At 58.5% G+C, this 25,870-nt stretch carries 26 protein-coding genes; 8 read left to right on the forward strand and 18 right to left on the reverse strand.

Features of this window, described 5'->3' with window-relative positions; genetic code table 11:
* Positions 1-16: 16 nt before the first annotated feature.
* The 9 genes from flgJ to flgB all read right to left on the reverse strand — a co-directional run bounded on the left by flgJ (position 17) and on the right by flgB (position 7,464).
* Complete coding sequence (gene flgJ, locus QEP12_RS11795) at positions 17-970, reverse strand: flagellar assembly peptidoglycan hydrolase FlgJ (protein WP_174862246.1); 954 nt, start codon at positions 968-970, stop codon at positions 17-19.
* Positions 967-2,112, reverse strand: a complete 1,146-nt coding sequence (locus QEP12_RS11800) for a flagellar basal body P-ring protein FlgI (protein WP_219163588.1) — start codon at positions 2,110-2,112, stop codon at positions 967-969. The genes flgJ and QEP12_RS11800 overlap by 4 nt, the downstream gene beginning before the upstream one ends.
* A gap of 21 nt (positions 2,113-2,133) precedes the next feature.
* Complete coding sequence (locus tag QEP12_RS11805; protein ID WP_284214383.1) at positions 2,134-2,877, reverse strand: flagellar basal body L-ring protein FlgH; 744 nt, start codon at positions 2,875-2,877, stop codon at positions 2,134-2,136.
* 120 nt (positions 2,878-2,997) lie between these two features.
* Positions 2,998-3,780, reverse strand: a complete 783-nt coding sequence (gene flgG / locus QEP12_RS11810; protein ID WP_219163590.1) for a flagellar basal-body rod protein FlgG — start codon at positions 3,778-3,780, stop codon at positions 2,998-3,000.
* 36 nt (positions 3,781-3,816) lie between these two features.
* Complete coding sequence (flgF, locus tag QEP12_RS11815; protein ID WP_174862247.1) at positions 3,817-4,554, reverse strand: flagellar basal-body rod protein FlgF; 738 nt, start codon at positions 4,552-4,554, stop codon at positions 3,817-3,819.
* 32 nt (positions 4,555-4,586) lie between these two features.
* Positions 4,587-5,885, reverse strand: a complete 1,299-nt coding sequence (gene flgE / locus QEP12_RS11820; protein WP_174862248.1) for a flagellar hook protein FlgE — start codon at positions 5,883-5,885, stop codon at positions 4,587-4,589.
* A 17-nt stretch (positions 5,886-5,902) separates the two neighbouring features.
* The gene (locus QEP12_RS11825) at positions 5,903-6,571 is read right to left on the reverse strand and encodes a flagellar hook assembly protein FlgD (protein ID WP_174862249.1); all 669 of its coding nucleotides are present in this window, start codon (positions 6,569-6,571) and stop codon (positions 5,903-5,905) included.
* Between the two features lie 22 nt (positions 6,572-6,593).
* Positions 6,594-6,998, reverse strand: coding sequence for a flagellar basal body rod protein FlgC (gene flgC, locus QEP12_RS11830; protein WP_219163593.1), 405 nt, complete (start codon positions 6,996-6,998; stop codon positions 6,594-6,596).
* Positions 6,999-7,038: 40 nt separating this feature from the next.
* Positions 7,039-7,464: a flagellar basal body rod protein FlgB gene (gene flgB, locus QEP12_RS11835; protein WP_284214384.1), complete on the reverse strand. Its 426-nt coding sequence runs from the start codon at positions 7,462-7,464 to the stop codon at positions 7,039-7,041.
* A 170-nt stretch (positions 7,465-7,634) separates the two neighbouring features.
* Here flgB and flgA point away from each other — a divergent pair, with 170 nt between their 5' ends.
* From flgA to QEP12_RS11850, 3 genes are all read left to right on the forward strand, one after another.
* Complete coding sequence (gene flgA / locus QEP12_RS11840) at positions 7,635-8,378, forward strand: flagellar basal body P-ring formation chaperone FlgA (protein ID WP_174862254.1); 744 nt, start codon at positions 7,635-7,637, stop codon at positions 8,376-8,378.
* 90 nt (positions 8,379-8,468) lie between these two features.
* Positions 8,469-8,795, forward strand: a complete 327-nt coding sequence (flgM, locus tag QEP12_RS11845; RefSeq protein ID WP_174862255.1) for a flagellar biosynthesis anti-sigma factor FlgM — start codon at positions 8,469-8,471, stop codon at positions 8,793-8,795.
* A gap of 104 nt (positions 8,796-8,899) precedes the next feature.
* Positions 8,900-9,265, forward strand: coding sequence for a hypothetical protein (locus tag QEP12_RS11850; protein WP_174862256.1), 366 nt, complete (start codon positions 8,900-8,902; stop codon positions 9,263-9,265).
* 168 nt (positions 9,266-9,433) lie between these two features.
* Here QEP12_RS11850 and QEP12_RS11855 read toward each other — a convergent pair whose 3' ends face one another.
* The 9 genes from QEP12_RS11855 to motA all read right to left on the reverse strand — a co-directional run bounded on the left by QEP12_RS11855 (position 9,434) and on the right by motA (position 19,089).
* The gene (locus QEP12_RS11855) at positions 9,434-10,150 is read right to left on the reverse strand and encodes an RNA polymerase sigma factor FliA (RefSeq protein ID WP_174862257.1); all 717 of its coding nucleotides are present in this window, start codon (positions 10,148-10,150) and stop codon (positions 9,434-9,436) included.
* 4 nt (positions 10,151-10,154) lie between these two features.
* Complete coding sequence (locus QEP12_RS11860; protein WP_174862258.1) at positions 10,155-10,937, reverse strand: hypothetical protein; 783 nt, start codon at positions 10,935-10,937, stop codon at positions 10,155-10,157.
* The gene (gene flhF, locus QEP12_RS11865; protein WP_284214385.1) at positions 10,930-12,459 is read right to left on the reverse strand and encodes a flagellar biosynthesis GTPase FlhF; all 1,530 of its coding nucleotides are present in this window, start codon (positions 12,457-12,459) and stop codon (positions 10,930-10,932) included. Before flhF ends, QEP12_RS11860 begins: the two co-directional genes overlap by 8 nt.
* Positions 12,456-14,573 carry a flagellar biosynthesis protein FlhA gene (flhA, locus tag QEP12_RS11870; RefSeq protein ID WP_284214386.1) on the reverse strand — a complete coding sequence of 706 codons (2,118 nt, stop codon included), beginning with the start codon at positions 14,571-14,573 and terminating at the stop codon, positions 12,456-12,458. The genes flhF and flhA overlap by 4 nt, the downstream gene beginning before the upstream one ends.
* Positions 14,574-14,594: 21 nt before the next feature.
* Positions 14,595-15,746: an EscU/YscU/HrcU family type III secretion system export apparatus switch protein gene (locus QEP12_RS11875; protein ID WP_174862261.1), complete on the reverse strand. Its 1,152-nt coding sequence runs from the start codon at positions 15,744-15,746 to the stop codon at positions 14,595-14,597.
* A gap of 250 nt (positions 15,747-15,996) precedes the next feature.
* Entirely contained in the window at positions 15,997-16,767 is a 771-nt protein-coding gene (locus QEP12_RS11880; protein WP_284214387.1) for a protein phosphatase CheZ, read from the reverse strand.
* A 4-nt stretch (positions 16,768-16,771) separates the two neighbouring features.
* Entirely contained in the window at positions 16,772-17,164 is a 393-nt protein-coding gene (gene cheY, locus QEP12_RS11885) for a chemotaxis response regulator CheY (protein WP_257469174.1), read from the reverse strand.
* 77 nt (positions 17,165-17,241) lie between these two features.
* A complete protein-coding gene (gene motB, locus QEP12_RS11890; protein WP_284214388.1) occupies positions 17,242-18,228 on the reverse strand; it encodes a flagellar motor protein MotB in 987 nt (328 codons plus the stop codon).
* 3 nt (positions 18,229-18,231) lie between these two features.
* Positions 18,232-19,089, reverse strand: coding sequence for a flagellar motor stator protein MotA (gene motA / locus QEP12_RS11895; protein WP_219163604.1), 858 nt, complete (start codon positions 19,087-19,089; stop codon positions 18,232-18,234).
* 562 nt (positions 19,090-19,651) lie between these two features.
* On the opposite strand from motA, the gene QEP12_RS11900 reads away from it, so the two are divergent.
* The 5 genes from QEP12_RS11900 to QEP12_RS11920 all read left to right on the forward strand — a co-directional run bounded on the left by QEP12_RS11900 (position 19,652) and on the right by QEP12_RS11920 (position 25,599).
* Positions 19,652-21,145, forward strand: a complete 1,494-nt coding sequence (locus QEP12_RS11900; protein ID WP_284214389.1) for a flagellin — start codon at positions 19,652-19,654, stop codon at positions 21,143-21,145.
* Between the two features lie 315 nt (positions 21,146-21,460).
* Positions 21,461-23,038 carry a flagellin N-terminal helical domain-containing protein gene (locus QEP12_RS11905; RefSeq protein ID WP_284214390.1) on the forward strand — a complete coding sequence of 526 codons (1,578 nt, stop codon included), beginning with the start codon at positions 21,461-21,463 and terminating at the stop codon, positions 23,036-23,038.
* Between the two features lie 212 nt (positions 23,039-23,250).
* The gene (gene fliD, locus QEP12_RS11910) at positions 23,251-24,720 is read left to right on the forward strand and encodes a flagellar filament capping protein FliD (protein WP_174862264.1); all 1,470 of its coding nucleotides are present in this window, start codon (positions 23,251-23,253) and stop codon (positions 24,718-24,720) included.
* Positions 24,721-24,858: 138 nt separating this feature from the next.
* On the forward strand, positions 24,859-25,293 hold the full coding sequence (fliS, locus tag QEP12_RS11915; protein WP_174862265.1) for a flagellar export chaperone FliS: 435 nt from the start codon (positions 24,859-24,861) through the stop codon (positions 25,291-25,293).
* A gap of 3 nt (positions 25,294-25,296) precedes the next feature.
* Positions 25,297-25,599 carry a flagellar protein FliT gene (locus QEP12_RS11920; protein ID WP_174862266.1) on the forward strand — a complete coding sequence of 101 codons (303 nt, stop codon included), beginning with the start codon at positions 25,297-25,299 and terminating at the stop codon, positions 25,597-25,599.
* The last annotated feature ends 271 nt before the right edge of the window (positions 25,600-25,870 follow it).

The raw sequence follows: 25,870 nt of genomic DNA on the forward strand, positions 1-25,870 counted from the left end.
GTATCTTTCTAAAGCTTTAACCTTGGGTGCCTTGCTGGGCCGCACGTGCGCTTTCAATGGCGCGTGACAGCTTGCTGGCGTAGAGGGGGTCGGTGGCATACCCTGCGTTTTGCAGCGCTGTGGCATAGGAGCGGGCGTTGTCCGTGTTTTCCATGGCTTTGGCGTAGCGCGGGTTTTCGGTGATCAGGCGTGCGTAATCGCGGAACGACTCTTCATACGAGTCGTAGGCGCGGAACTTGGCCTTGACCTTGCGGGGAATGCCGTCGACGTATTCGGTGGTGGTGATTTCGGCCACCTTGCCACTCCAGTTGCCCGTGGCCTTGATGCCAAACAGGTTGAACGAGTTGCTGCCGTTGTCACCACGGATTTCACTTTTGCCCCAGCCGGTTTCGTGACCGGCCTGGCCCAGCATGTAGCTGGCGGGAATGCCGCTTTCACGCGCCACGCGCTGTGCGGCGGCGTTGTGGGATTGCACAAAGTTGTCACGCCCTTTGGGCGAGGGCGCGTAGGCATCCAAAAATGCGGTGCTGCCCACGGCGGTGTTGCCTGACAGGCCGGGGTAGCGGGCGCTGCGGCCGGCAAAACTCACGGTGGAAGGAATGCTGAAATTGCGCTCGCCACTGCTCAGTGCCGCTGCAGGGTTGACGCCTGCGTCGGCAGGGTCGAGGCCCATGGAGCGGGCAATTTGCGCGGTGATGGCATCAGCCAGACCACCAGGCATGCCTGCCATGGAGACGGACAGCTGCTGGTCCATCATGGAGTCGGCCAGCTTGGAGCTTTCGTTGTCCAGCAAGCCACTTTTCATGGTGGCCTGGCGCATGCTTTTGATCATCTCGTGCATGAACAGCGATTCCAACTGCTTGGCGGCTTCGCGGGCCGCTTGCGGGTTGTTCGCGCTGGCCTGGCTTTTCAGGCTGTTGAGCGAGTTGATGTCGGTCGCTAGCGCATTGCTGGTGTTCATCATGCTCATATCACCTCCAGCTCGGCATTCAAAGCACCTGCGGCCTTGATGGCTTGCAAGATGGCCAGCAAATCCTGGGGCGTAGCACCCAAGGCGTTGAGCGAGCGCACCACATCGGACAGCTGGGGTGATGCGGGCACGCGAATGATCTTGCCGGGCTCTTGCGTGACGTTGATGTTGGTCTTTTCGGCCACCACGGTCTGGCCTTGTGAGAAGGCGCCGGGCTGGCTGATGACCGGGGTGGAATCGATGGTGATGGCCAGGTTGCCGTGGGCAATGGCGCAGGGGCCCAGTGTGACGGCCTGGTTCATCACAATCGAGCCGGTGCGGGCGTTGATCACCACCTTGGCGGCCGGCTTGTTGATGGGCAGGTTCAGCTCCTGGATGTCGGCAATGAAGCCGACGCGGGCGCCGGGGTTCACGGGGGCGCGTACTTCCACGGTACGGCCGTCCAGGGCCATGGCTGTGCCCAGGCCATGGCGGCCGTTGATGGCCTTGACCACCTGGCTGGCGGTCTGGAAGTCGGTGGTGTTCAGCCCCAGCTTGATGGTGTCGCCGTCATTGATGGGTGTGGGTACAGCACGCTCGACCTGTGCACCCAGCGGAATACGCCCGGCACTCAGGTGATTGATCTGTACCTTGGAGCCGCCCTGCGATGCGCCCGCACCGCCGATCACCAAATTACCCTGGGCCAGCGCATAGATCTCGCCATCGGCGCCGCGCAGCGGGGTGGTAATCAGCGTGCCACCCTTGAGCGACTTGGCATTGCCCATCGACGAGACGTTGATGTCGATCTGCTGGCCCGGCTGGGCAAAAGCTGGCAGCTCTGCCGTGACGATCACGGCGGCCACGTTTTTGAGCTGCAGGTTGTTGGTGTTGGCTGTGGCTGGCAGAGTGATGCCCATTTGCTGCAGGTAGTTGGACAGCGTTTGGGTGGTGTAGGGCATCTGGGTGGTCTGGTCGCCCGTGCCATCGAGGCCGACGACCAAACCGTAGCCAGTCAACTGGTTAGACCGCACGCCCTGAACCGAAGCCACTTCCTTGATGCGCAAGGCGTTGGCTGGAGTGGCCAGCAGACCGCCGCTGAGGGCGAGCAGCGCTAGGGCGAGGCGTGCTGGGCGGAATGTGGAGAGCGTGGACAGTACTTTCATACTGCCCAATTCTGGAGAGGATTAGAAAGGGATAAAGCTCAAAAAGAAACGGGACAACCAGCCAATTGCCTGTGCTGAATTTTGCTGGCCGCGGCCACGCGATTCCACGCGCACATTCGCCACTTGGGTGGAGCTGATGATGCTGTTGGGCGCCAGCAAATAGGGGTCCACCGTGCCGGTAAAACGCAGCACGTCCACGTTCTGGTTCACGCCGATTTGCTTTTCACCGGTGACCAGCAAATGGCCGTTGGGCAGCACTTCCACCACCGTGGCCGTGATAGAGCCGGTGAACGTGTTGGCGCTGGTGGTGCCGCCGCCGCCTTCGAAGTCGGTGTTGGAGCCTACGCCCAGCTTGCCGAGCTTTTTGGCCGTGCCCAGTGCACCGCCGGTTAGCCCGGGCAGGTCTGTAATGCCCGCAGACATTTTGCTGTCGCGGTTGACGGTGGACGACGATTGCTGGCTGGCGGTGACTTTCTCGGCAATCTGGATGGTCACCAAATCGCCCACCAGGCGTGCGCGGCGGCTTTCAAACGGGGGGCGGTAGCGGTTGGCCTGAAACAGTCCGCCGGTTGCCTGCGCTTGGGGCTGGGGCACGGCAATCGCAGTGGCTGGCAGGGGTTTGGTTTGGTCGTGCAGTTCTACGGGCGGCGGCTCGTTGAAGGCGCAGCCGCTGACCACCAAGCTGGCAGCCCCCCACAGCACAAGGCGTGGCGCGCGCTGTGCCAGCGCGATAACAGGGTGGGTGGGGTGAGAGGCGGCGGACATAAGCGCTCCGAGAAAAACAAAACAAGAGCGGCTTGCGCTTGTATTTAAAAGGTTTCAGATAGTTTTAGACCTGAAGGCCTTGTAAATCAAGCGCTAGCTGCTCTGATTATCAAAGTGGAATTACAGCTGCGACAGCTTGGCCAGCATCTGGTCGCTGGTGGAGATGGCCTTGGAGTTCATCTCGTAAGCACGCTGGGTCTGGATCATTTGCACCAGCTCTTCCACCACGTTCACGTTGGACGATTCCAGAAAGCCCTGCATCACCGTGCCCAGGTTGTTGGTGCCGGGGGTGCCGGTTTGTGGGGCGCCCGAAGCCGCGCTTTCGCGGTACAGGTTCTCACCAATCGGCTCCAGACCCGGAGCGTTGACGAAGGAGGCGGTATTGAGCTGGCCAATTTGCTGGGGCTGTGCCTGGCCGGGCAGCGTCACCGATACGGCGCCCGAGCGGCTGATGCTCAGCTTGGTGGCGTCTTGCGGCACGGTAATGCCGTCCAGCAGCGGGTAGCCGCCGGCGGTTACCAGCTGGCCGTTGGCGTCCTTGCTGAACGTGCCGTCACGGGTGTAGGCGGTGGTGCCATCGGGCATTTGCACCTGGAAGAAACCGTCGCCGCTGATGGCCACGTCCAGGTCTTTGCCGCTTTCCAGGGGCGTGCCTTGGGTGAAGTTGCGGGTGGTGGCCACGGTGCGCACACCCAGGCCCAGGTGCATGCCGGTGGGCAGAATGTTTTGCTCGTCCGCTTGGGAACCCACCTGGCGCAGGTTCTGGTAGATCAAGTCTTCAAACACCGCGCTTTGGCGCTTGTAGCCGGTGGTGGAGACGTTGGACAAGTTGTGCGAGACCACGTCCATCTGGGTCTGCTGGGCAGACATACCGGTCTTGGCAATCCACAGGGAATTCATCATGGTGAAGTTTCCTTCCGTATTCGTTAGCGATCGGCTTTAGCCGTTCATGCTCAGCAGTTGGCTGGCGGTCTTGTCGTTGGTCTCGGCGGTGGTCAGCAGCTTCATCTGCTGCTCAAACTGGCGCGAGGCGGCGATCATGCCGACCATGGCTTCCACCGCATTCACGTTGGAGCCTTCCAGCGCACCCGCCACCATGGTGGCGTTGGCGTCTGCGGGCAAATCGCCTTGGGCGTTGCGAAACAGACCATCATCCCCACGCTTGAGGGCCTGCTCCATATTGGGGGTCACCATCTTCAGGCGACCGATGTTGATGGGGTCTTGCCCATCCAGGGTGGCCACCACCGTACCATCGCCGCCAAAGCTGATCTTGGCGTTCTGGGGCACATCCACGGGTGCGCCGCCATCGGTGAGCACGGGCAAGCCGGTGGCGGTGACGAGCTGGCCGTCCGCGGTCACTTCCAGTGCGCCGTTGCGGGTGTAAGCCTCCAGACCATCCAGGCCTTGCACGGCGAACCAGGAATTGCCGCGCGCCATCAAATCGGTGCTTTTGCCGGTTTGAATGGCCGGGCCTGCTTGCTCCAGGTAGCCAGAGGTGGCGTCCAATCCAAAGACACGCGTGCTGGAGCCCTGGCCTTCCAGCGGCACCGAACGGAAGGTGCTCAGCTCGGCACGGAAACCCGTGGTCGAGACATTAGCCAGGTTGTTGGAAAGCACCGCCTGCCGTTGCGCAGCGGCGTTGGCGCCGGTCATGGTGGTGTAGATGATGCGGTCCATGTATTGCTCCTAGTCGCGCGTGTTCACACTGCTTAGCGCAGGTTGACCAAGGTCGAGAAGATTTGGTCTTGGGTCTTGATGGTCTGTGCGTTGGCCTGGTAGGCGCGCTGCGCAGTCATCATGCCCACCAGCTGGGCAGTCAGGTCGACGTTGGACTCTTCCAGCGCGCTGCCCTGGATGGTGCCGAAGCTGCCGGAGCCTGCCGCGCCATAGATGGCTGGGCCAGAGTCGCTGGAAGCTACCCAGTTGTTATTCCCATCGGGCTGCAGGCCCTGGGTGTTGGTGAATTTGGCCAGTGCAATCTGTGCCTCAGGGCGGGTGATGCCGTTGGAGTAAGTGGCCATCAAGGTGCCGTCCGAACCCACGTTCACCGATGTCAGCTCACCCGAGGCGTAGCCATCTTGGGTCAATCGTGCCACCGAGAAAGCGCTGCCCAGTTGGGAGACACCGCTCAGGTCGATGGAAACATTCCAAGGGCCTGGATTGGGGTTGTTCGGGTTGGTGGTTTGCACTTCAGTGGTCAAGGTGGTGCCAGCAGGTGCGTTAAAGGTATGGGTGTCGATGTAGCCTGGGTCTCCTGGGGCTACGCCATTGGCGTCGGTTCCCAAGCCTGCATAAGTAGAAACCCCTTGCAATTTGCCGGTGGAGTCAAACGTCAGCTGGCCAATCGGTTTAGCCGCCGGGTCGAGGCTGTCATACACCGTCCAGGTATTGCCAGCGGTTTTTTCAAAGTACATGGCCAACGGCGTGGCCATGCCTTGTTCGTCAAACACTTCCAGCGAAGTGCCGTAGGTGGCGCGTGCAGGGGCTGGCGTGGCCGTTTGGTCCACGCGTGCATCCAGGTTGATCACGGCTTTGACGTTGTCGGTTTGCTTGGCGGCAATCGGCGCGCCTGTGGGGAACACCAGATTGGTCAGCGCCACGCTGGTGCGCACGCCGGTGTTGGGGTCAATCGCGTAGCCTTGCACTTTGTCCCCGTTGACGGAGACCAGCTCGCCCGACTTGTTCAGCTGGAAAGCACCGTTGCGGGTGTAGGCTGTGCCGGTGCCGGTTTGCACCACAAAGAAGCCGTCGCCATTGATGGCCATATCCAGACCATTGGCGCTGGGGGTGATGACGCCTTGTGAAAACTGCTGCGAGATGGCGGCCACGCTCACACCGATGCCGGTGTTGTTGGTGCTGGCTGCCCCCATGGCGCTGGCCACCATTTCATTGAATTCAGCGCGCGAATTTTTGAAACCGACGGTGTTGCTGTTGGCAATGTTGTGGCCAATGACGTCCAGATTTTTGCTGGCACCGTTGAGGCCGGAAAGTCCGTGATGGAAACCCATGGTTCGCTCCTACGAATTTAGAACACAGCCTTGACGCTGTTGTAGTTGATGCTGCTGCCGTTGGCCAACTCCAGCATGAGGGCGCCGTTGGTGATGCTGGTTGCGACCACGGCGTTGGGTGACAGCGAGGTGGACTTGACCGCGGCTTCGCCATTGGTGGCGGTGACCTTGAAGCGCAGATCCATGCTGTCGCCGGTGTAGTCGCTGCCGTCCCAGGTGAAGTAGTTGCGCCCTGCGCTGGCTGAACCCATTTCAATGGTGTCCACGACTTTGCCGTTGGCATCGGTGATGGTGACGGTGACGTTGGAGGCCGAACCTTCCAGGTCAAACGCCGCCGTGCCGCTGAGGTGCTTGGTGCCGTCTTCCGCTTCTTTGGCTGCCAGGCCCAGCTGATTGCCTTCGGACAGCACGGTGTGGCCAATCAAAGAGACGCCTTGCTGCATCTGCATCGAGGAGAACATGCTGGTCACACCTTCTACGGTGTTGTTCAGCTTTTCAATGCCGCTGACCGTGCTGATCTGCGCCATCTGCGAGGTCAGCTGGGCGTTGTCCATGGGACTGGTGGGGTCCTGGTTCTGCAACTGTGCGACCAGCAGTGTCAGAAACTGGTTCTGCATATCCGCCGCAGAGGCGGGCTTGCCCGTCTGGGCATTGGCGGTGGAGGTGTTGTTAACGCCGGAAATCATCTGCGCCTACTTTCTGTATGTCTTATTGGCCCAGCTGCAGCGTTTTGAGCAGCAGGGACTTGGCGGTGTTCATGACTTCCACGTTGTTCTGGTAAGAGCGGGAGGCCGAAATCATGTTGACCATTTCATCCACGGCATTCACGTTGGAGTGGGTGACATAGCCTTGCGCGTCCGCCAGTGGGTGCTCGGGGTTGTGCACGCGGCGGCCCGGGGTGTTGTCTTCGGTGATGTCCTTGACCTTGACACCGGCAGAGCCTTCGGGGCCCATCGGTGCGGTCTGGAACACCACCTGGCGGGCCTTGTAGGACTCGCCATCGGGGCCGGCGACGGCATCCACGTTGGCTAGGTTGGAGGCCACCACGTTCAGGCGCTGGGACTGGGCGCTGATGGCGCTGCCTGAAACGCTGAAGATAGAAAACATAGACATAGGCTGTGACTTTCTTTTGTTTCTCTTGTGTCAGTGCGGCTTACTGGCCAGTGATGGCGCTGAGCATGGTTTTGGACTGGCCATTCAGAAAACGCAGCGTGGCTTCATAGCGCACGGCGTTGTCCACAAAGTTGGCGCGCTCACGGTCCAGGTCTACGGTGTTGTTGTCCAGGCTGGGTTGCGATGCCAGTGCATAGCCCAAAGGGCCTTTGCCATCGGTGCCAAACTTTTCCGTGGGCAGCGGCATATGCTGGGTATGCGTCGTGCTGGCAGCTTGCAAGGCTTGGCGCACGGAGCCGTTTTCGCCCTGCGCCGCCTGCAGGGTTTTGGCGAAATTGAAGTCGCGGGCCACGTAGCCGGGTGTGTCGGCGTTGGCAATATTGCTGGAAATCACACGCTGGCGCTCTGCGCGCAACAGCAGCGCATCGCTGTGGAAATCCAAACGACTTGTCATTTTGTTGAGCATGTGAATCCTTGCAAGAGATGAAAACGACAACGGGCTGCACCTGACCTCGACGGACTTTGGTGCGTGCAGCGATTATGGAAATTCGGGCGTTTTGCTAAAGCGCGAAGAAAGCGGGGTTGCAGGTGTACTTTGGCGCTTAGCAGCGCGGCATCTTCTCTACAGTGCGTGTCATGGTTGATTCTGTTTTTCTGCTTTCTTTGACCGCCTCGCGCATGGCGCGTGCTGTGGTGCGCGCTGGTGTGGGTTTGCTGGTGGCTGCGAGTGCCTCGACGGTTTGGGCAGAAGATTTGGCAGACATCAGCAACCAGTGGCTGCAAGGTGCGCTGGCGCAAACGCAGGCGCAGCAAAGCATGCCGCTGCGCATGGAAGTGCAGGTGGGAAAGCTGGACCCGCGCTTGAACCTGGCTCCCTGCCTGCGCGTGGAGCCCTATCTGCCCAGCGGCAGCAAGCTGTGGGGGCGCACCCGCATAGGTATGCGCTGCGTGGAAGGCGCCAAGCCCTGGAATGTGTTCATGCCCGTGACCATCAGGGCGTTTGGCCCGGCCTGGGTGCTGGTGAACAACGTCAGCATGGGAGAGGTGCTGACCCATGAACATGCGATGCAATCCGAAGTGGACTGGGCGGAGTCGCCGCATTCCATCATTGCGTTGCCGGATGACTGGGTCGGACAAACGGCGGCGCGCAACCTGACCGCAGGCATGGCATTGCGCCAGACCATGGTCAAAGCGCCGGAAATTTTCAAGCCCGGCGCTGGCGTGAAGGTGCTGGTGCAAGGCAGCGGGTTTGCGGTGACTTCATCCGGCAAGGCCTTGGAGAGCGGCTCGGCTGGGCAGAATGTGCGCGTTCGCATGGAGAATGGCCGCACCGTGATAGGTACCGTCAATCAGCAAGGCGAAGTCGTTGTTGCACAGTGATACAAGCTTTTGAAAGAAAATCCTCAAGTTCCCTCTTGGGCGGTCGATAGCTAGACTACAGAGCCCTTGAGCGGGCAATTGGAGTAGGAAATGAAGGTCGGACAAAATACCAACGTTGAAATGCTGGCAGCCAAGTTGCAGCAAAACGCCACACAGCAAGCCCAGCAAAGCAAGAGCGGCACCGCCAGTGAGGTGGTGCAGCAAAGCCGTGCGAATGCCGCAGGTGTACCCGTGACCGTATCGAACTCGGTGCGTTCGCTGGATCAAAATGCCAAGTCTTCGTCGGATGTGGACATGGCCAAGGTCAATGCCATCCGCGAAGCCATTGCCAACGGCACGTTCAAAGTGAACGCCAGCGTGGTGGCCGACAAGATGCTGGTCGACGCCGCAGGCCTGCTGGGCGCCAGCCGCATTTAAGTTTTCTACGGGCGCTGTGCGCCGGTGCTGGCCTTCCGACCTTCGGCCTCACTGGTGTCTAGCGCCCGAACTCCGTCTCAACCCGCTCAACAGCTGATCTCCCCATGCAACTTCGTGAAGCTCTGGAACAAATTGACGGCATGATCGACTTGGTCAATGCCTTGGTGCTGGAAAACCAGCCTGAATCCACCGAACACGCCATTCGCCAGTTGCGCGACGGCATGCAGGCCTTTGCCGGGCTGGCGCAGCGCTTTGGCCCCGAGCAATTTACGCCCGAAAACATTGCGCGCATGCAAGCCATGTCCGAGCGCATGACACAAATGCGCGGCCATATTGCCAAGCTGTCGGCGATTGCCGCGCAGCAACTGGGCGCGTTGATGCCTGAGCAGTCCATCAGCCACACGTACGGTGGCAGCAAGCAGCCGGGCAATGCCGCATCGGTGGCGCGGCTGTATCACATCAGCGGCTAACAAGCTTTCATTGCATAGCTGCTGGCGCTTGTATAGATTGGCTCTCCATATGAAATAGTGTTGAAATCAATTCAAGACAAGCGCTAACAGCTATCAAAAAAATACCACTATAAAAAAGCGCCTTGTTAGGCGCTTTTTTTATGGTGGGGCAAGGCCTGCTGCGGCGCTTTAGTGAGCGCGCATTTTGGTGCGCAAACGGGCCACGGCCTGGCTGTGCAACTGGCACACGCGGGACTCAGTCACTTCCAGCACGGCGGCAATCTCCTTGAGATTCATCTCGTGCTCGTAGTACATGCCCATCACGTATTTCTCGCGCTCGGGCAGATTTTCAATCGCGGCCACCAGGGCTGCACGCATGCGCTCATCGCGCAGCATGGCGAAGGGGTCGGCTGAGGCGTCGGCCACGTAACGGTCCAAAAAGCTGCCGCCATCATCTTCACCGGGGGAGATGTCTTCCAGATAAATCAGCTGCGTGCCGCGTACTTTGGAGAGCATGGACTGGTATTCGCCCAGCTCCAGCTCCATCGCACCGGCGATTTCGGACTCTTTGGGCGCGCGCCCCAGCTCTTGCTCCAGCTTGTGGATGGCGCGCTCGATGTCTTTTTGGCCTTTGCGCGAGCTGCGGCTCATCCAGTCGTTGTCGCGCAACTCGTCCAGCATCGCGCCGCGGATGCGCTGGCTGGCAAAGGTTTCAAATTGCACACCTTGGCTAGATTCGAAGCGGGACAGGGCGTCGGCCAAACCAATCATGCCAACCTGGATCAGGTCATCGAGCTCCACGTTCGGCGGGAGCTTGGCAATCATGTGTTGTGCGATGCGACGCACCAGCGGGGCATGCTGGCGAATCAGTGCATCGCGATCCAACTGGCCATGGGCGGTGTACATGGACTCAATGGCTCCACACAGCAGGCGATGAAGAAAGGGCGGAAGATCCGGCGGTGGCGGCCTCTTGGGGGGCGTACACAGTCTCCGAATGCTCCAGACATTGTAGGGCCCAGCGTTGCAGCTGGCGGGGCTGCAGGGGATCGAACTGCTCGGACAAAGGCTCAGTATGCAAATGGTGCATGGCGCACTGTGACAGCGACTTGAGCACCGTATCCAGGCCATAACCGGCAGGGCGCATGGCGACCAAGCGCGGCATCAGGCCGCAGCCGATGAACATGTGCTTGAGCGCACGGTAGCTGCTCAGCACATTGCGCGACTGCGCAGGCACCAGCTGAATGGGGGTGTGCGTGCAGCCTTGCAGCATGCCAGACAGCAGCGGCGCAGGTGCCCACAGCACCACCAGCGCATGGTTGCGTACGTAGCGGTAGAGCAAATCCAGCGGGCGCTCGCCCGTGATGGACGCTTTGTGCTGCAGCTGCACCATGCCGCGTGCGGCAGGCAAAGTGGCCACGCTCAGCGGGTTGTGCAGGTCGGCCGCCAGCGCGCTGAAGGCATAGCCCTGGCGCGGTTGCAGCATGTCTTGCAGGCCGGGGGCTGCATCGGATTCCTGTTCTGTGCCATCCAAGACCACCACCGGGTAGCCTTGCTGCTGCAGGTGCGCGCAGGCCATCCACACGGCAGTAGCGTCTGCGTTGTCGCCCGATGGCACCACGGGCAGCACACGCAGCGACGACTGCGCGCCTTGCCAGTGCAAGCCTGTTCCTTGGTGCCATGCGTTCTCAAGCATGCAGCGCTCCGTGGGCCATGCCCGACGAGGATTCGGTGAAGTAAAAGTCCATGTCCAGCGTGGAAGGGTCAAACGCGGATTTGGTGTGCGCCCGCATGGAGGTGGCAACCAACTCGTTGGCATGCGCGCGGGCAAAGTCTTCCGGCACGCGCTGGCCGTTGGTGATGCCGCGCAGCACCAGCTGGTGGCGAATCAGGGCGTCCAGTGCCGGGGCCAGTTTGACGGCCTCATCCACCTTGGAGAGGATGGCTTGTTTGCAGCCCACGCGCTTGAAGGCAGCCAGGGCCTCGTCCAGCGTGTCGCCGTGCGCGCCTGCGTTGGCCACCAGCAAGCGCTCAATGCCCGGCAGGTCCAGCACTTCCAGAATATCGTCCTTGCGCGGGTCGCGCGGCGCCACGCCGGTGGTGTCGATGATGACCATTTTTTTGCCCGCCAGCAGGCCCAGCAAATCTTGCAGTGCGGCCTTGTCGTGGGCCAGGTGGGCCACCACGCCCAGCATACGGCCATAGGCACGCAACTGCTCGTGGCCGCCGACGCGGTAGGTGTCCAGGGTAATCAGGCCCACGCTGTTGGGGCCGTGCTTGGCCGCGCACAGCGCAGCCAGCTTGGCGGCAGTGGTGGTTTTGCCTACACCGGTGGAGCCCACCAGCGCAAACACACCGCCCTTGTCCCAGATCGGCGCATCGGCGCTGTCGGTGCGCAGGTTGCGCTCCAGCACCTTGACCAGCCACTTCATGGCCTCGGCAGGGCCGGCGTCTTGCGGCAGGCGTTCCATGATGGTGCGCGACAGAGCGGGCGAGTAGCCGGAGCGAATCAGCTTGAGCATCAGGTTGCTGTGCAGCGGATTGGCGCGGGTCTGGTTCATCCAGGTCAGGGTGTTGAAGCGCTCTTCAATCAGCTCCTTGACGGATTGCAGCTCGTTCAGCAAGGCAGGGGCGGCTGCCGGTGCCGCCATCGCCGTCTTGCGGGGCTGCTCTGTGGGCAACTCCACGGCCAGGCCACGCAGCGGATTGTGTTTGATCACGGAAGGCGCCTTGGGCAGCGGCGCGTTGTCACGCACGGCGTCCAGACGGTTTTTACGTGCAAACGTGGGCATGGCTTGCGGGGCGACTTCGCCGCTCATTTCTTCATTGCGGCGGCGCAGCATGCGCTCGCGCACATAGTCCTGGAAAGACAGGGTGCTCATGGCCAGCTGCTCGGTGTCCTCTGCCACGCTTTGGCGTGGATTGGCCTTGACCACAGGTTTGGACTGCAGCAGCGCATCCATGCGCACAGGCGCCTTGGGGGCTTGCTTGGGCGCACGGGTTTCATCCGCTTCGCGCGCCTGGATGGCGGCCATCAGGCCGGGGCTGGTCTGGCTGCCTTGGTCCAGCTGGCCCAGTGCATCTTCTGCGGTGGCCATGACTTCTACGCCGCCGGGCGTAGGGCGATTGGACAAAATCAGGGTGTGGTCACCGAAAACGGCACGCGCCTTGTCCAGGGCCTCACGGGCAGTGGGGGCTATGAAGCGTTGGATGTTCATGCGTTTGCACCTTTAAGAATGGGGCCGATGCGGATGGTGTGGGTCTCGGGGATCTCGCTGTGCGCCAGCACTTGGAGACGCGGAGCCACACGGCGCACCAGGCGTGCGATGGCGTTGCGGATGGCGTCGGGCACCAGCAAGCAAGCGGGCAGGCCCAGCTCTTCTTGCTTGTTGGCGACTTCGGCCGCGCGTTGGGTCAGCAGGTCTGCCACACCGGGGTCTAAGGAGGGCGCTTGGGGGTTGGCCAGGGCTTGCACCAGCAGGCGCTCCAGACCAGGTTCAATCGCAATCACATTCAACTCACGGGTGGGACCGTAGATCTGCTGCACGATGGCAGGGGCCAGTGCAATGCGCACGCGGCGGGCCAGCTCTACGGGGTCTTGGGTCTGAGTGGCGTGCTCGGCCAGTGTTTCGATGATGGTGCGGATATCACGGATGTGCACAGCATCCTCCAGCAACAGCTGGAGTACTTTCTGGAACGCAGTGATGGACACCATTTTGGGAATAACTTCTTCGATCAACTTGGGCGCGGTTTTCGCCACGTGCTCCACCAGTTGTTGCACCTCGTTACGGCTCAACAGCTTGGCAGCATGCATTTGCATCAAGTGTGACAAATGTGTCGCCATCACAGTTTCCGAATCAACGACGGTAAAACCAGCCATTTGTGCCGCTTCCTTTTGGCGCTCGTCGATCCAGTGCGCGGGCAGGCCAAAGGCAGGGTCGGTGGTGGGTGTGCCAATCAGCGGCGTGGTGATGCCACCGGGGTTGATCGCCAGGTACATGCCGGGGAAGGCTTCGCCTTCGCCCACCATCACGCCGCGCAGCGTCAGGCGGTAGGCACTGGGCTTGAGCTCCAGGTTGTCACGCACGTGCACGGCGGGGGGCAAAAAGCCCACTTCCTGCGCAAACTTGCGGCGCACGCCCTTGATGCGGGTGAGCAAGTCGCCCTGGCGCTTTTTGTCAACCAGTGCAATCAGGCGGTAGCCCAGCTCCAGGCCCAGCAAGTCCACAGGCTGCAGGTCGTCCCAGGTGGCTTCGGTGTCTTGCTGCGGTGCAGCCAATGCACCGGGCGTAGGGGCTTCGGCCGTGCCTGCCTTGCCTTGCTCGGCCTGCTTTTGGGTCTTGCGGTACACCGTCCATGCGCCGTAGCCAAACAAAGCGCCCATCGCTAAGAACACGGTGTGGGGCATGTTGGGGATCAGGCCCAGCATGATCAAGATGGCCGAGGTAATGGCCAGCGCGCGGGGCGAGGCCATCATCTGGTTGGAAATTTGCTTGCCGGTGTTGTTGTCTTTGCCCACGCGCGAGATCACCATGGCGGACGCCACCGAAATCAGCAGTGCAGGAATCTGTGCCACCAGCGCATCGCCAACGGCCAGCAAGATGTAGCTGTTGGCGGCATCGCCAGCACTCAGACCGTGCTGGGCCATGCCGATGATGAAACCACCGACGATGGTGATGATCAAAATCAAAATGCCGGCCATTGCGTCGCCGCGCACAAACTTGGAGGCGCCGTCCATCGAGCCAAAGAAGTTCGCTTCTTCTTGCACTTCGGCACGGCGGCGCTTGGCTTCGCCTTCGTCAATCAGGCCCGCGTTCAAGTCTGCATCCACGGCCATTTGCTTGCCGGGCATGGCATCCAGGGTAAAGCGTGCCGACACTTCCGCAATACGCTCGGCGCCCTTGGTAATCACCACAAAGTTAATCACCACCAAAATCGCAAACACGATCAGGCCCACGGCAAAGTTGCCGCCAATCAGGAAGTGGCCAAAGGATTCAATCACCGCGCCCGCAGCGCCGGGGCCGGTGTGTCCTTCCAGCAGCACCACGCGGGTCGATGCCACGTTCAGCGACAGGCGCATCAGCGTGGTCAGCAGCAGCACCGAGGGGAAGGCCGAGAAGTCCAGCGGGCGCACCATGTACGCGGCAATCATCATCACCATCAAGGCGGTGGCAATGTTCAGCGTAAAGAAGGTGTCCAGCATCCAGGGCGGCATGGGCAGCACCATCAGCGCCAGAATGGCAATCACCAAAATAGGCGCAGCCAAGCCCTGGAATGCCAAGCCGTTCTTGGTGCTCCAGGTTTGCAGGTTTTTGAACAAGGCGGTGTTCATGGTGGCAGTGCTTTCTAACGCTTAAGGCTTTGCAGCCGCAGCACGCGGGGTGTGCGGATCAAGTTCTGGGGGCACGTGGGGCTGAGGCAGCTCACCAGGTGCAGGTGCCTCGCCGCGCATGGAGGCTTTGAGGCGGTATACATAGGCCAAAATCTGAGCCACGGCGGTGTACAGCGTGGATGGGATGGCCTGGTCAATCTCTGCGTGGGCGTACAGAGCGCGGGCCAGCATGGGCGACTCCAGCACCGGAATGCTGTGCGCCTTGGCCACTTCGCGAATCTTGAGCGCCACCAAATCGGCCCCCATGGCTACCACCTGGGGCGCAGCCATGGTGGCTTCGTCATAGCGCAAGGCCACGGAGTAGTGGGTGGGGTTGGTCACCACAAAATCTGCCTTGGGCACGGCAGAAATGCTGGCGCGCTGGGAAATTTCGCGCTGCTTTTGGCGAATCTTGCCTTTGAGTTCGGGGCTGCCCTCGGACTCTTTGTGTTCTTGTTTGACCTCTTGGTGGCTCATCTTCAAGCGCTGCAGGAACAGCACTTTTTGCAATGGCACGTCAATCATGGCCACCGCAAACACCACCACCAGAAGCATGATCAGGCCGCTGATGATCCAGTCACCCACCTGGCCCAAAGCCGCTTGGCCGCCCAGTGCCGGAATCCTGGCCAGCTCCACAATGCCCGACTTGATATGGAACCAGCCAACGGTGGCCAAAATCAGCATCAGCGCCACGTTCTTGAGGGCGGTCACCATCTGCTGCTTGGAGAAAACGTTGCCCAGACCCGAGATGGGGTTGATGCGCTTGAACTGCGGCATGATGGGCTTGAGGCTGTAGATCCAGCCGCCCGACATCAGCGTTGTGATGATGGAGACCGCGTTGATGGCCAGGGCAAAAATCACGCAGCCCAGAATGCCCACCACGGCCATATCCACCAGCCGCTCCAGCATCAATTGCGGCACCAGCACCGTGTCTGCGCTGAAGGACATCTGCTTGCTCATGGCAATGCGCAGATGCTGCATCAGGGTGGGGCCGCCCATGATCACCATCAACGAACCCATGCCCAACACCGCCAAGTGGCCGAGATCGCGCGAACGCGATGTCTGCCCGTCCTTGCGGGTTTTCTGTAGCTTCCTTTCGGTTGCTGGTAGGGATTTGTCTTGGCTCGATTCCATGGTGGCATGAGAGAGGGGTCTCATGCCATTGTCCGTAAGCCGCCAAATTGCTAAAGCTGGAAAAGCGCGCCACAGGGGGTGCTATTTCAGCGCCCGCTGTGCTGGCGGCTGCCAAGCAATCTGCTAACGCGGTGGGTGATTGCTCTGTAAATAAGAGCTTGTTGCGCTCTTCTTACAAAGGTTTTGGCTGTAAATAGCCTTGAATCCTAATAAAGAAGAGCGTCAACAGCTCTTTTTTGTATAGCTAGAGTTAAAAGCCCAGGCTCGCCAGCAAATCATCCACTTGTGACTGCGAGGTCACCACATCCTGGGCATTCGGGTCCACTACGGGGCCTTGCAGCTTGGGATGTGCAGCGAGTGTTTCCTCTGGTGCCGGTGCAGCGGGTGCGGGCGCAGCTTCGGCCAGTGCCGCCGCCCACAGATCATCGGCCTGGTTGGTCGCGACCTGGCCCGTGGCCATGGCGGCTGCGGCCAGTACCTCGCCCTCATCCAGCGGCGTGCTGCTGCCCGCCACTTGCGGTGCTGTTTGCAGCAGCAGCTCCACCAGCTGGTTTTCCAGATCACTGGCCAGACGCACGACCTTGGCAATCACTTGTCCGGTCAGGTCATGGAAGTCTTGGGCCATCATGATGTCGGTCAACTGGTTGTCCACGATTTCCGTGGCTTTTTCCATGTCTTCCAGGTAATTCATGATGTGGCCCTTGGCCACCGCTGCCACGGGGTCGGCAATCATCGCTTGGCGCATTTTTTTGGTCTGCGCCACGATGTCGGTCTGCCGGTCCTTGGCGTCATCCACCAAAGTCAGCACCTTCTCTGCAGCTTCGCCCGTCAAACGCGCAATGTACGAAAGGCGGTTTTGCGCATCCGGTAACTCTTCGGTGGCGCCACGCAAGCGGTCTGCATAACCCAGCTCGCGCAGGGAATCATGCAGCTGCCGCGTGAGCATGCCGATTTTGTTGTGGACATTGCCCTGGTCAAAAGCGCAGGGCGATGCGTCGCTGTGAGGCGTTGCTTGGTCCATGGGTTTAACTCAGGCCAACCTTCTTCAAGATCAGATTGACCTTTTCTTCCAGCGTGGCCTTGGTAAAAGGCTTGACGATGTAACCGGCCGCGCCCCCCTGGGCGGCAGCCACGATGTCTTCCTTGCGGGCTTCGGCGGTCACCATCAGCACCGGCAGGTGTTTGAGCTTCTCGTCTGCCTTGATTTCTGTCAGCAGCTGGAAGCCGTTCATATTGGGCATGTTGATGTCGGTCACGACAAAGTCGAACTTGCTGTTGCGCAGCTTGTGCAGCGCAGCCACACCGTCTTCGGCCTCATCGGCCTCAGTAAAGCCGCTTTCCTTCAGCAAATTACGCACGATGCGGCGCATGGTGGAGAAGTCGTCAACGATCAAAAAGCGAAGGGCATTGGTAGCCACGGAGGACCCTTTCGGTCAAATAAGCTCTTGAATGAAACCCGTGCCAAGGCGCAGGTCCCGTCCGATTTCACAAATTGTCACGGAGTTTGGCGTGCAGGGGGGGAATTCTCCTGCTTTTCCATATTTTCCGATTCCAATTTGTTGTCTTGTTGCGCCGAAGGTGCTTGCTTACCCAGCAAGCGCTCTTCGGCCTCATGCGTCAGCACGGTGATCGTGATGCGCCGGTTTTGCGGTGCGCGTGGGTCGTCCGGGTGCAGCAAATCGCTGGCCGCCAGACCGACTACACGCGCCAATTTGTCGTTGGGCATACCTGCCACCACCAACTCGCGCCGCGAGGCGTTGGCCCGGTCGGTAGAAAGTTCCCAGTTGCTATAGCCTTTTTCACCCGTGCCATAAGGCGCGGCGTCGGTGTGGCCAGCCAGGCTGATCCGGTTTTCCACACCACCCAGGGCAGCGCCCACCTCGCGCAAGATATCGCGCATATAGGGTTTGACGATGGCGCTGCCAATGTCAAACATGGGGCGGTTTTGCTCGTCCACGATCTGAATTTGCAGGCCATCAGGCGTCACATCCATGCGGATCTGTGACTTGTACTCGTTGAGCGTGGCGTTGCTGGAGATCATGGCGTCAATCTTGGCGCGCAGTGCTTTGATGCGCTGGGCATCTTGCTGGGCGCGCACCTGGCGCAGGCTCTGGCGGCTTTGGTCGTTGGAGTCGGCCTCGGAGCGTTTGACCTGGCCATGAATCCTTGCCAAATCTGTGCCACCGCCTGGAATGATGCTGGAGCTATTGCCCGAGCCATCGCCACCATTCATGGCCACTTTCAACGGCGAGTTGAAGTACGCCGCAATGCCTTGCAAATCACCCTTGGAGGTAGAGCCCAGCAGCCACATCAGCAAAAAGAAGGCCATCATCGCCGTCATAAAGTCGGCATAGGCAATCTTCCACGCGCCGCCGTGGTGACCGTGGTCCCCCTTTTTGACGCGTTTGATGATGATGGGCTGCAGCTTTTTTTCGTTGGCTGCACCGGCTTGTGCGCCGCCGGGAGCGTTGGGGGGCGGCATGGCTTACTTCCTCTTGACGTGCTCTTCCAGCTCCAAGAAGCCGGGGCGCTCCGTCGAATACAGCACCTTGCGGCCAAACTCAATCGCCGTAGGTGGGTTGTAGCCTTGCATGCTGGCAATCAAGGTGCACTTGATGCATTCAAACTCTTTGGCGCCGTCTTGCTGGCGTTGCTCAATCAGACCGGCCAAAGGCTCCACCAGCGCGTAGGCCAGCAAAATACCCAAAAACGTACCGACCAGCGCCGAGGCAATCATGCCGCCCAGCACCGAAGGAGGCTGGCCGACAGAGCCCATGGTGTTCACCACCCCCAACACCGCCGCCACAATACCGAAAGCAGGCAGCGCACCTGCCAAACGTTGCAGGGCCACGACGACGCGGTGCTCTTCCTGATGATGGGCATCGATTTCATTGTCCATCAGCGTTTCAATCTCGTGCGAATTCAAGTTGCCCGAAACCATCATGCGCAGATAGTCGGTAATGAATTCCACCAAGTGCTGATCGGCCAGCAACTCTGGGTATTTTTGGAAGATTTCAGAGTTCTCTGGCTCTTCCACATCCATTTCAATCGCCATCAAGCCCTCTTTGCGGGCCTTTTGCAGCACGTCATACAGCAGTGCCAGCAAGCTCATAAAGCGTGCCTTGTTGTGCTTGGAGCTTTTGAGCACGCCTGCCAGGGCGGAAACCGTGGCTTTGAGCACCTTGGGCGGATTGGTCACGATGAACGCGCCAATCGCAGAGCCGCCAATGGTGGCCATTTCAAACGGGAGGGCTTTGCCAAGGACGCTCATGTTTCCGCCGTGGAGGGCGTAAACACCAAAGACGCAACCGAAAGCGATGATGTAACCAATAAGGACAAGCATGGGGAAATTGTCGTGGGTGCCTAGGCGCCGTATTCGTGCAATAAGAAGGGTGATTGTTGCCTAGTTGTATCGGCTGCACGCGGCAAAGCTAAAGCTTCTTTCGCAGGGTGGTGATCGCTTGCAGCGGCTATGTCAGCTCTCTCACCTATACATATATATCAATGAGCGGGCGCGAAGGGTAACGGCAAGCCCCAAAAAGGCGCAAACGCGGTGGGGTACCAGACCGTTTTGGTAAGGGTGCCTTATGCATAAGGTGCTGCCTGTGGGGGGCGTTGCCTTTGCCCCTTGCTGTGTGGTTGAGGAAAGGCGGCTGGCAGGGGTAGGGGCCAGCGCTGCGCCGTGCTGGGCAGGTGGTAAAAAATATTTCTAAAAAAAAACTAAAGTCCTGCCCCCCGTGGTCGATACATCACTCAGCAGGGAGAAAAGCCCTGTGAAAGACGGACCCAACGGCAAACACAAGAAATGCCGCAAGTCTGAAATTTTGAAGGGCCGCTGACCGTGCCCACCTTGAAGCAAGGCGACGGTTGGCACACGTACTGAATTGACGTAGAGGAGCTACACCATGGCAATGGTCATCACCACCAATATTTCTTCGCTGAATGCGCAACGCCAACTGGCAGGCTCTGCCAACAAGCTGGGTACTGCCATGGAGCGCCTGTCCTCAGGCCTGCGCATCAACAGCGCCAAGGACGATGCCGCTGGCCTGGCCATCTCCAGCCGCATGACCACCCAGATCACAGGTTTGAATGTGGCGCAGCGCAATGCGAATGACGGCATTTCGCTGGCACAAACTGCGGAAGGCGCGCTGTCCACTATTGGCAACAACCTGCAGCGCATCCGTGAACTGGCTGTGCAATCGCGCAATGCGACAAATTCTTCGGATGACCGTGCTGCATTGCAAAAAGAAGTTGATCAGTTGAAGAGCGAAATTGATCGTGTAGCTGAAACAACGTCTTTCAATGGCACAAAGTTGTTGGATGGTTCCTTCACATCGAAAGCTTTCCAAGTGGGTGCCAATCAAGGGGAATTGATTAATATCGATTCCATTCAGAATACCAAGATTTCCCAATTGGGTACTTGGACTTCTAGCAGCGTTGATGCTGTACGTGTTGGTGAAGAGATCAGTAAAGTAGCGGGCACAGGCTTAACTGTCACTCCAGGCAGCGGCAGTTTGGCTATGGCGGGTTTGACTGTCGATGCAACGAACGGTGTTGGTGCGTTTGATATCAATGTTGGTGGGCAAACATTAAATATTTCTGCAACCGCTTTTACTAATAATGACGCTGATACACAAGCAGCAGTAGCCGCTAAGGTTGAAACAGCGCTGGAAACAATAACTGGTATTACAGCAACAGTTACTGGCAGTGCTATTGCAATTACAAGCACTCAAGACACAGCTTTGCAAATCAGTGCATCTGCTAATGGCACTAACCCATTGCCTGGCGGAGCTGCCTCTACTTTTACTGGCAATATCTCGGGTCAAAGCTATGCTTATGCTGCAACTGAGATTGAAGTGAATGACAAAACTATTAGTATCGGTACAGCCTCCTCCGCAGCTGCACGTGCCTCTGATGTAGTTAAGGCAATCAATGACACGTTTACTGACGGTTCTGTGAAAGCCTCTTTGATTGACAACAAAGTTGTCTTGACCGGCAAGGGTGTTGATGTTGAAGTTGTGGACGCAGGCGAATTTACAGGGTTGACTGCAGGCACCTCTAATTTCACAAAGGGTCTTGAGCAGACAGGCTTTGAGAAACTGAACGTTTCTACAGTCCAAGGTGCCGATGATGCTATTTTGGCTATGGATGCTGCCCTGAAGGCAGTGAACTCCGCACGTGCTGACCTGGGTGCTATCCAGAACCGTTTTGAGTCGGTTGTGTCCAATCTGGCTACTACCTCCGAAAACCTGACTGCTTCCCGCAGCCGTATTCTGGATGCTGACTTTGCGGTCGAAACTGCGAACCTGAGCAGCGCCCAGGTACTGCAGCAAGCCGGTACTGCCATGGTGGCCCAGGCCAACCAGCTGCCACAGAACGTGCTGTCGCTGCTGCGTTAATCGCGCACCGTTTCGCCAGCAACGCTGGCGAAACAGCATGCAACCAAAAGCCAAGCCCCGTGCAAGCGGGGCTTGGCTTTTTTGCTATGGGTTTTGAAAACTTTAGAGGCGTTGAAGCGGGGATTTGTCGGGCAATTGGGGTGTTTATTGGCTGAATGGCTGAGGGTGTCTGGAGGAACAATTTGCACCATATCCAAAAAGGTGTATGGGCTATGGTGGCTCGTGCCTGGATGGGAACGGGCCAGCGCGTGCGTTGGCATTGCAGCATTTACCGCAGTGCCGGTGCACCGGCTTACAGACAAGGAGCTTTCAGTTATGGCAGCCATCATCAATACGAATATTCAGTCCATGAACGCTCAGCGCAATCTGAGCAAGTCCCAATCGACCCTGTCTACCTCCATGCAGCGCCTGTCTTCCGGCTTGCGCATCAACAGCGCCAAGGACGATGCGGCCGGTCTGGCCATTTCCGAGCGCATGACCACCCAGACCCGTGGCCTGACGGTGGCGGCGCGCAATGCGAACGATGGTATTTCTCTGGCGCAGACGGCCGAAGGTGCCCTGGGCTCGCTGACTGCCAACCTGCAGCGTATCCGTGAACTGGCAGTGCAGGCCCGCAACGCCACCAACTCTGCCGAAGACCGCGCCGCACTGAATCAAGAAGTGCAGCAGCTCAAAGAAGAAATCGACCGCGTGGCACGCGACACCTCGTTCAACGGCACCAAGCTGCTGGATGGATCGTTCACCAATATGGCGTTTCAGGTCGGGGCCAACCAGGGCCAGACCATTGATATCACCAATATCGTGAATGCCAATACGGAAGCATTGGGCAAGTGGAACAGCGTGGCAGTGCCTGCGAAGCTGGAAGGAGCGACGATTGAGGGTTCAAAAGCAGCGGTTATCGTTCCAAAGCAAACAGTTTTGGATATCACGTTGCCAGTTAACTTTCAGCACGGTGCTTTTGATATCTCCATTAATGGCGGCACTGCCATTAATGTGGCCGCAAATCCTACAACAGCCACGACAGTAGATGAAGGCAGAGAGGCGCTGCGATTAGCCGTTCAAACTGCATTAAACGGCGCAGGCACAGTTTTTAATCCTGATAAAGCAGTTGTTTCCATCAATGCAGATGGCAAGTTGGTGATTGAAAGTAGCCTTACGACAAATACAGCGCTGACAATCAGTGGAACAACCCCGCCTTTACCCGCAACTGCCACAGTACAAGCGGCTAAAAATGTAGCTTCAGGAGGGATGCCAGCAGCCGCAGTAACTATCAATGGCCAGACATTTAATTTGTCGGCTCAGGAAAAAGCTTCTGACCGTGTCAATGATTTGGTAGAGCAAATCAACAACGCCACATACAGCGGGGGCAATAGCACGGTCAAAGCATCGATTGTGAATGGTGGCCTGGTGCTGACATCTGCGGATGGCAATATCACTGTTGCGGGTGCTGCGCCAACAGCAGTGGAAGCTGATTTGTTGGCTGCAACGGGTTTGAAAATAGGCAACACAATTGAGGGCGATGCGAATTTCTTGAAAGATTCTGCCCGTACTTTTGAATCCGCCCAAACCGATGTGAAGGGTTTTGAAAAGCTGAATGTGCTGGATGCAGAGTTTGCCGACAACGCCATCTTGGCCATGGACGCGGCCTTGGCTTCCGTCAATAGCGCGCGTGCCACATTGGGTGCGGTGCAGTCGCGCTTTCAGACCACGATTGACAACCTCAATATCACCAACGAAAACCTGACGGCCTCCAAGAGCCGCATTATGGATGCCGACTTTGCGGCAGAAACCGCTGCGCTGAGTGCGGCCCAGGTGCTGCAGCAGGCTGGTACGGCCATGGTGGCGCAGGCCAACCAAGTGCCACAAACCGTGCTGCAACTGCTGCAAGGCTAAGAGCGGCTAAGAACACGCGGTGTGCCCGCCAGCTTGTCTGGTGGGCACGGTAGCCCGGTAGTAAAAAAATACGGCCTGTTTGTAGCAGGCCGTTAAAGTTTGCGCGGGGCGTGCCGATATGCAATCAAGCGTCGGTGCAACCGGAGGGGTGCTCGCGGTACGCTGCGACACAATAGTGCTTGCCGGCAGAGTCTGGCGCAGGAGGTTTTTTCATGGCAACAGGTTCTATCAGTTCGATCGGTATTGGCAGCGGTTTGGATGCGGAAAACATCGTGACCCAGTTGGTGGCGATCAAGCAAAAGTCGTTGACCAAGCTGGAAACCCAGGCCACCACCATCAGCACGAAGATTTCGTCCATGGGCTCGCTGAAAACGGCGGTGTCCAATCTGCAGGATCAGATTAAAAAGCTGTCCAAGGGTGATTTGTGGCAGGGTAAAACTGTGACCTCCAGCAATAGCGGTGCGATCACCGGCACGGTCACCACCAAGGCGGCGGCGGGTAGTTATGCCGTGGAAGTGTCGCAACTGGCGGCTGCGCAAAGTGCCAATTCGACGGCTTTTGCCAAAGATGCGGCCATGGGCAAAGGGGTGCTGACCATCACCATGGGCACATGGTCCCAAACGGATGATTCTCACAGTTTCAGTGCCGGTAGCGACAGCTCCAAAAACCTGTTGCTGGATGATTTGACGGGCAATGAAACGCTGAGCGAGATTGCCGCCAAGATCAATGCCAAAGAGGCGGGTGTAACGGCGGCAATTGTGCGTGATGCCTCGGGTGAGCGTTTGTCGCTGACATCGACCGCCACGGGCACGGCTAACGGTTTTCAGGTAACGGTCACAGAGGCGGTGGTTGGCGAAGGCGTGGGTGCGAATCTGGCCAAGCTGGCGTACACAGACCCCGCAGCCACGGACAGCGGCAATGGCATGACGCTGGGGCGTGCTGCCAAGGACACCGAGGCCACGATCAACGGTATTAAGGTCAAGTCTTCCAATCTGGTGCTCAGCGATGTGGTGGATGGGTTGACGCTGACCGTCAGCAAGCTGACCGAGGCGAATACACCTGCCAACATCACGATTGCCCAAGACACGGCCAGCGCCAAGCAGGCGATCAACAACTTGGTGACTTCCTACAGTTCGCTGATGGAAACCTTGTCAACGATGATGGCCTACAACCCAGACACTGGGGCCGCAGGCACTTTGCAGGGTGATGCCACAGCGCGTACTTTGCAGTCGGCCATGCGGCGCCTGATTCAGAACACGGGCGGGGCAGATACGCAGTTTCAGTCGCTGTCGCAAATTGGTGTGCAGCTGACCAAAGACGGCAAGCTGGAAGTGAACGATGCCAAGCTGACGGCGGCGCTCAAAGACCCGGAAGGCTTGAAGAACTTCTTTTCGGTAGATGCTGCAGGGCAGGACCAAGATGGCTGGGCCGTGCGCGCGTCTTCTTTCACCCAGGGTTTGCTGGACACGACGCAGGGCATGTTTGCGACGGCCGATGCATCGTTGAATGCACAGTTGAAGAGTAACTCCAGCCAGAAAGAAAGCATGCAGCGGCGTATCAGCGCGTATGAGACCAATTTACGTGCAACGTATTCGGCCCTGGATACGAAGATGGCGCAAATGGATTCGCTCAATAACTACATCACCCAGCAAATCGCGCAGTGGAACAAGAGTAGCAACTGACGCGCGAAACTGTGCATGAAAAGTATGGTTTACGGTGTCTTTGGCCGCGGCAGACCGACGACATAATTTAGACATATTGGAATGGGTGGGCGCATGTTCACGATGAACATGTGGCGCTGCCCGGCGAAGGAGTAGTTGATGTTTTCCTCATTTGGCGCACGTTCCGCCTCGGCGTACCAACAGATTGGTGTGCAATCTGTGGTGACAGAGGCGTCGCCACATCAATTGATCAACATGCTCTTTGACGGGCTGCTGAAGTCTTTGAGTTCGGCAAGAACTGCCATGCAAAACCGCAATGTGGAGGAGAAAATCCGCCACATCAGCAAGGCGCAGCGCATCATTCAGGAGGGCTTGATTTTGGGCCTGGATCTGGAAAAAGGCGGTGAGCTGGCAGAGAATTTGCTGGCGCTGTATGACTACTGTGCCGTGAAGCTGACGCAGGCGAATGCCAGCAACAATGTGGCATTTTTGGACGAGGTGGAGCATTTGATGGCGCCAGTGGCTAAGTCATGGGCCGCGATTGGGCCCGATGCTTTGAATGGCAACCACAACCCCATTTCTGTAGGCGGATGACACGTGCGATCAGATCTGATTGATTTCTACCGCGCCATTGAAGAAGCCAGTCAACGCATGCTGGAGTCTGCCAAGCAAAGCGATTGGGATGGTGTGACGCGCTTTGAAAACACTTGTTCGGTGCTGATCAATGAGCTGCGCTTGCAGTCCCAAGGTGCGGAACTGACGCGCGAGCAGCGCAAGGAAAAGACGCGCATCATGCAAAGCATTTTGCGCAACGATGCGCAGCTGCGCGTGCTGGCCGAGCCTTGGCTTGCGACACTGGAGCATATGGGTCGCGTGCCAGCCAGCTCTGCGCTACATTAGCCAGCTCTGCGCTACATTAATTAGCGATTGCACAAATCCTCCAAGGTTTGGCAAAGCCCATCGGTTAAAAGGCCGATGGGCTTTTTTTATGCGCCATCGTGAACTGGCTAGTTATTTGAAAATTGATAGCTGGTAGCGATTAAGAAATAAGGATTTCATCGCACAAACAACATGAAGCCGTTGATTTATAAGCGCTAGTAGCTCACTTAATTGATGGTTAAGAGTGGAGTGGTCACGAGGGGTGTTGGGTTGCAGGTGCAAAAAAAGACCG

The sequence above is a fragment of the Comamonas jiangduensis genome, assembly GCF_030162955.1.
In the GTDB taxonomy this organism is placed as follows: Bacteria; Pseudomonadota; Gammaproteobacteria; order Burkholderiales; family Burkholderiaceae_C; genus Comamonas; species Comamonas jiangduensis.

Coding starts and splice junctions, on each gene's coding strand:
- QEP12_RS11880 (WP_284214387.1), bottom strand. CDS start 16,767: ATGGACCAAGCAACGCCTCACAGCGACGCATCGCCCTGCGCTTTTGAC.
- fliD (WP_174862264.1), top strand. CDS start 23,251: ATGGCAACAGGTTCTATCAGTTCGATCGGTATTGGCAGCGGTTTGGAT.
- motB (WP_284214388.1), bottom strand. CDS start 18,228: ATGCCGCCCCCCAACGCTCCCGGCGGCGCACAAGCCGGTGCAGCCAAC.
- QEP12_RS11860 (WP_174862258.1), bottom strand. CDS start 10,937: ATGCTTGAGAACGCATGGCACCAAGGAACAGGCTTGCACTGGCAAGGC.
- flgM (WP_174862255.1), top strand. CDS start 8,469: ATGAAGGTCGGACAAAATACCAACGTTGAAATGCTGGCAGCCAAGTTG.
- flgB (WP_284214384.1), bottom strand. CDS start 7,464: ATGCTCAACAAAATGACAAGTCGTTTGGATTTCCACAGCGATGCGCTG.
- flgC (WP_219163593.1), bottom strand. CDS start 6,998: ATGTCTATGTTTTCTATCTTCAGCGTTTCAGGCAGCGCCATCAGCGCC.
- flgF (WP_174862247.1), bottom strand. CDS start 4,554: ATGGACCGCATCATCTACACCACCATGACCGGCGCCAACGCCGCTGCG.
- QEP12_RS11900 (WP_284214389.1), top strand. CDS start 19,652: ATGGCAATGGTCATCACCACCAATATTTCTTCGCTGAATGCGCAACGC.
- QEP12_RS11800 (WP_219163588.1), bottom strand. CDS start 2,112: ATGAAAGTACTGTCCACGCTCTCCACATTCCGCCCAGCACGCCTCGCC.
- fliS (WP_174862265.1), top strand. CDS start 24,859: ATGTTTTCCTCATTTGGCGCACGTTCCGCCTCGGCGTACCAACAGATT.
- QEP12_RS11905 (WP_284214390.1), top strand. CDS start 21,461: ATGGCAGCCATCATCAATACGAATATTCAGTCCATGAACGCTCAGCGC.
- QEP12_RS11875 (WP_174862261.1), bottom strand. CDS start 15,746: ATGGAATCGAGCCAAGACAAATCCCTACCAGCAACCGAAAGGAAGCTA.
- flgE (WP_174862248.1), bottom strand. CDS start 5,885: ATGGGTTTCCATCACGGACTTTCCGGCCTCAACGGTGCCAGCAAAAAT.
- QEP12_RS11805 (WP_284214383.1), bottom strand. CDS start 2,877: ATGTCCGCCGCCTCTCACCCCACCCACCCTGTTATCGCGCTGGCACAG.
- motA (WP_219163604.1), bottom strand. CDS start 19,089: ATGCTTGTCCTTATTGGTTACATCATCGCTTTCGGTTGCGTCTTTGGT.
- QEP12_RS11825 (WP_174862249.1), bottom strand. CDS start 6,571: ATGATTTCCGGCGTTAACAACACCTCCACCGCCAATGCCCAGACGGGC.
- flgA (WP_174862254.1), top strand. CDS start 7,635: ATGGTTGATTCTGTTTTTCTGCTTTCTTTGACCGCCTCGCGCATGGCG.
- flhF (WP_284214385.1), bottom strand. CDS start 12,459: ATGAACATCCAACGCTTCATAGCCCCCACTGCCCGTGAGGCCCTGGAC.
- flgG (WP_219163590.1), bottom strand. CDS start 3,780: ATGATGAATTCCCTGTGGATTGCCAAGACCGGTATGTCTGCCCAGCAG.
- QEP12_RS11855 (WP_174862257.1), bottom strand. CDS start 10,150: ATGTACACCGCCCATGGCCAGTTGGATCGCGATGCACTGATTCGCCAG.
- flhA (WP_284214386.1), bottom strand. CDS start 14,573: ATGAACACCGCCTTGTTCAAAAACCTGCAAACCTGGAGCACCAAGAAC.
- QEP12_RS11850 (WP_174862256.1), top strand. CDS start 8,900: ATGCAACTTCGTGAAGCTCTGGAACAAATTGACGGCATGATCGACTTG.
- flgJ (WP_174862246.1), bottom strand. CDS start 970: ATGAGCATGATGAACACCAGCAATGCGCTAGCGACCGACATCAACTCG.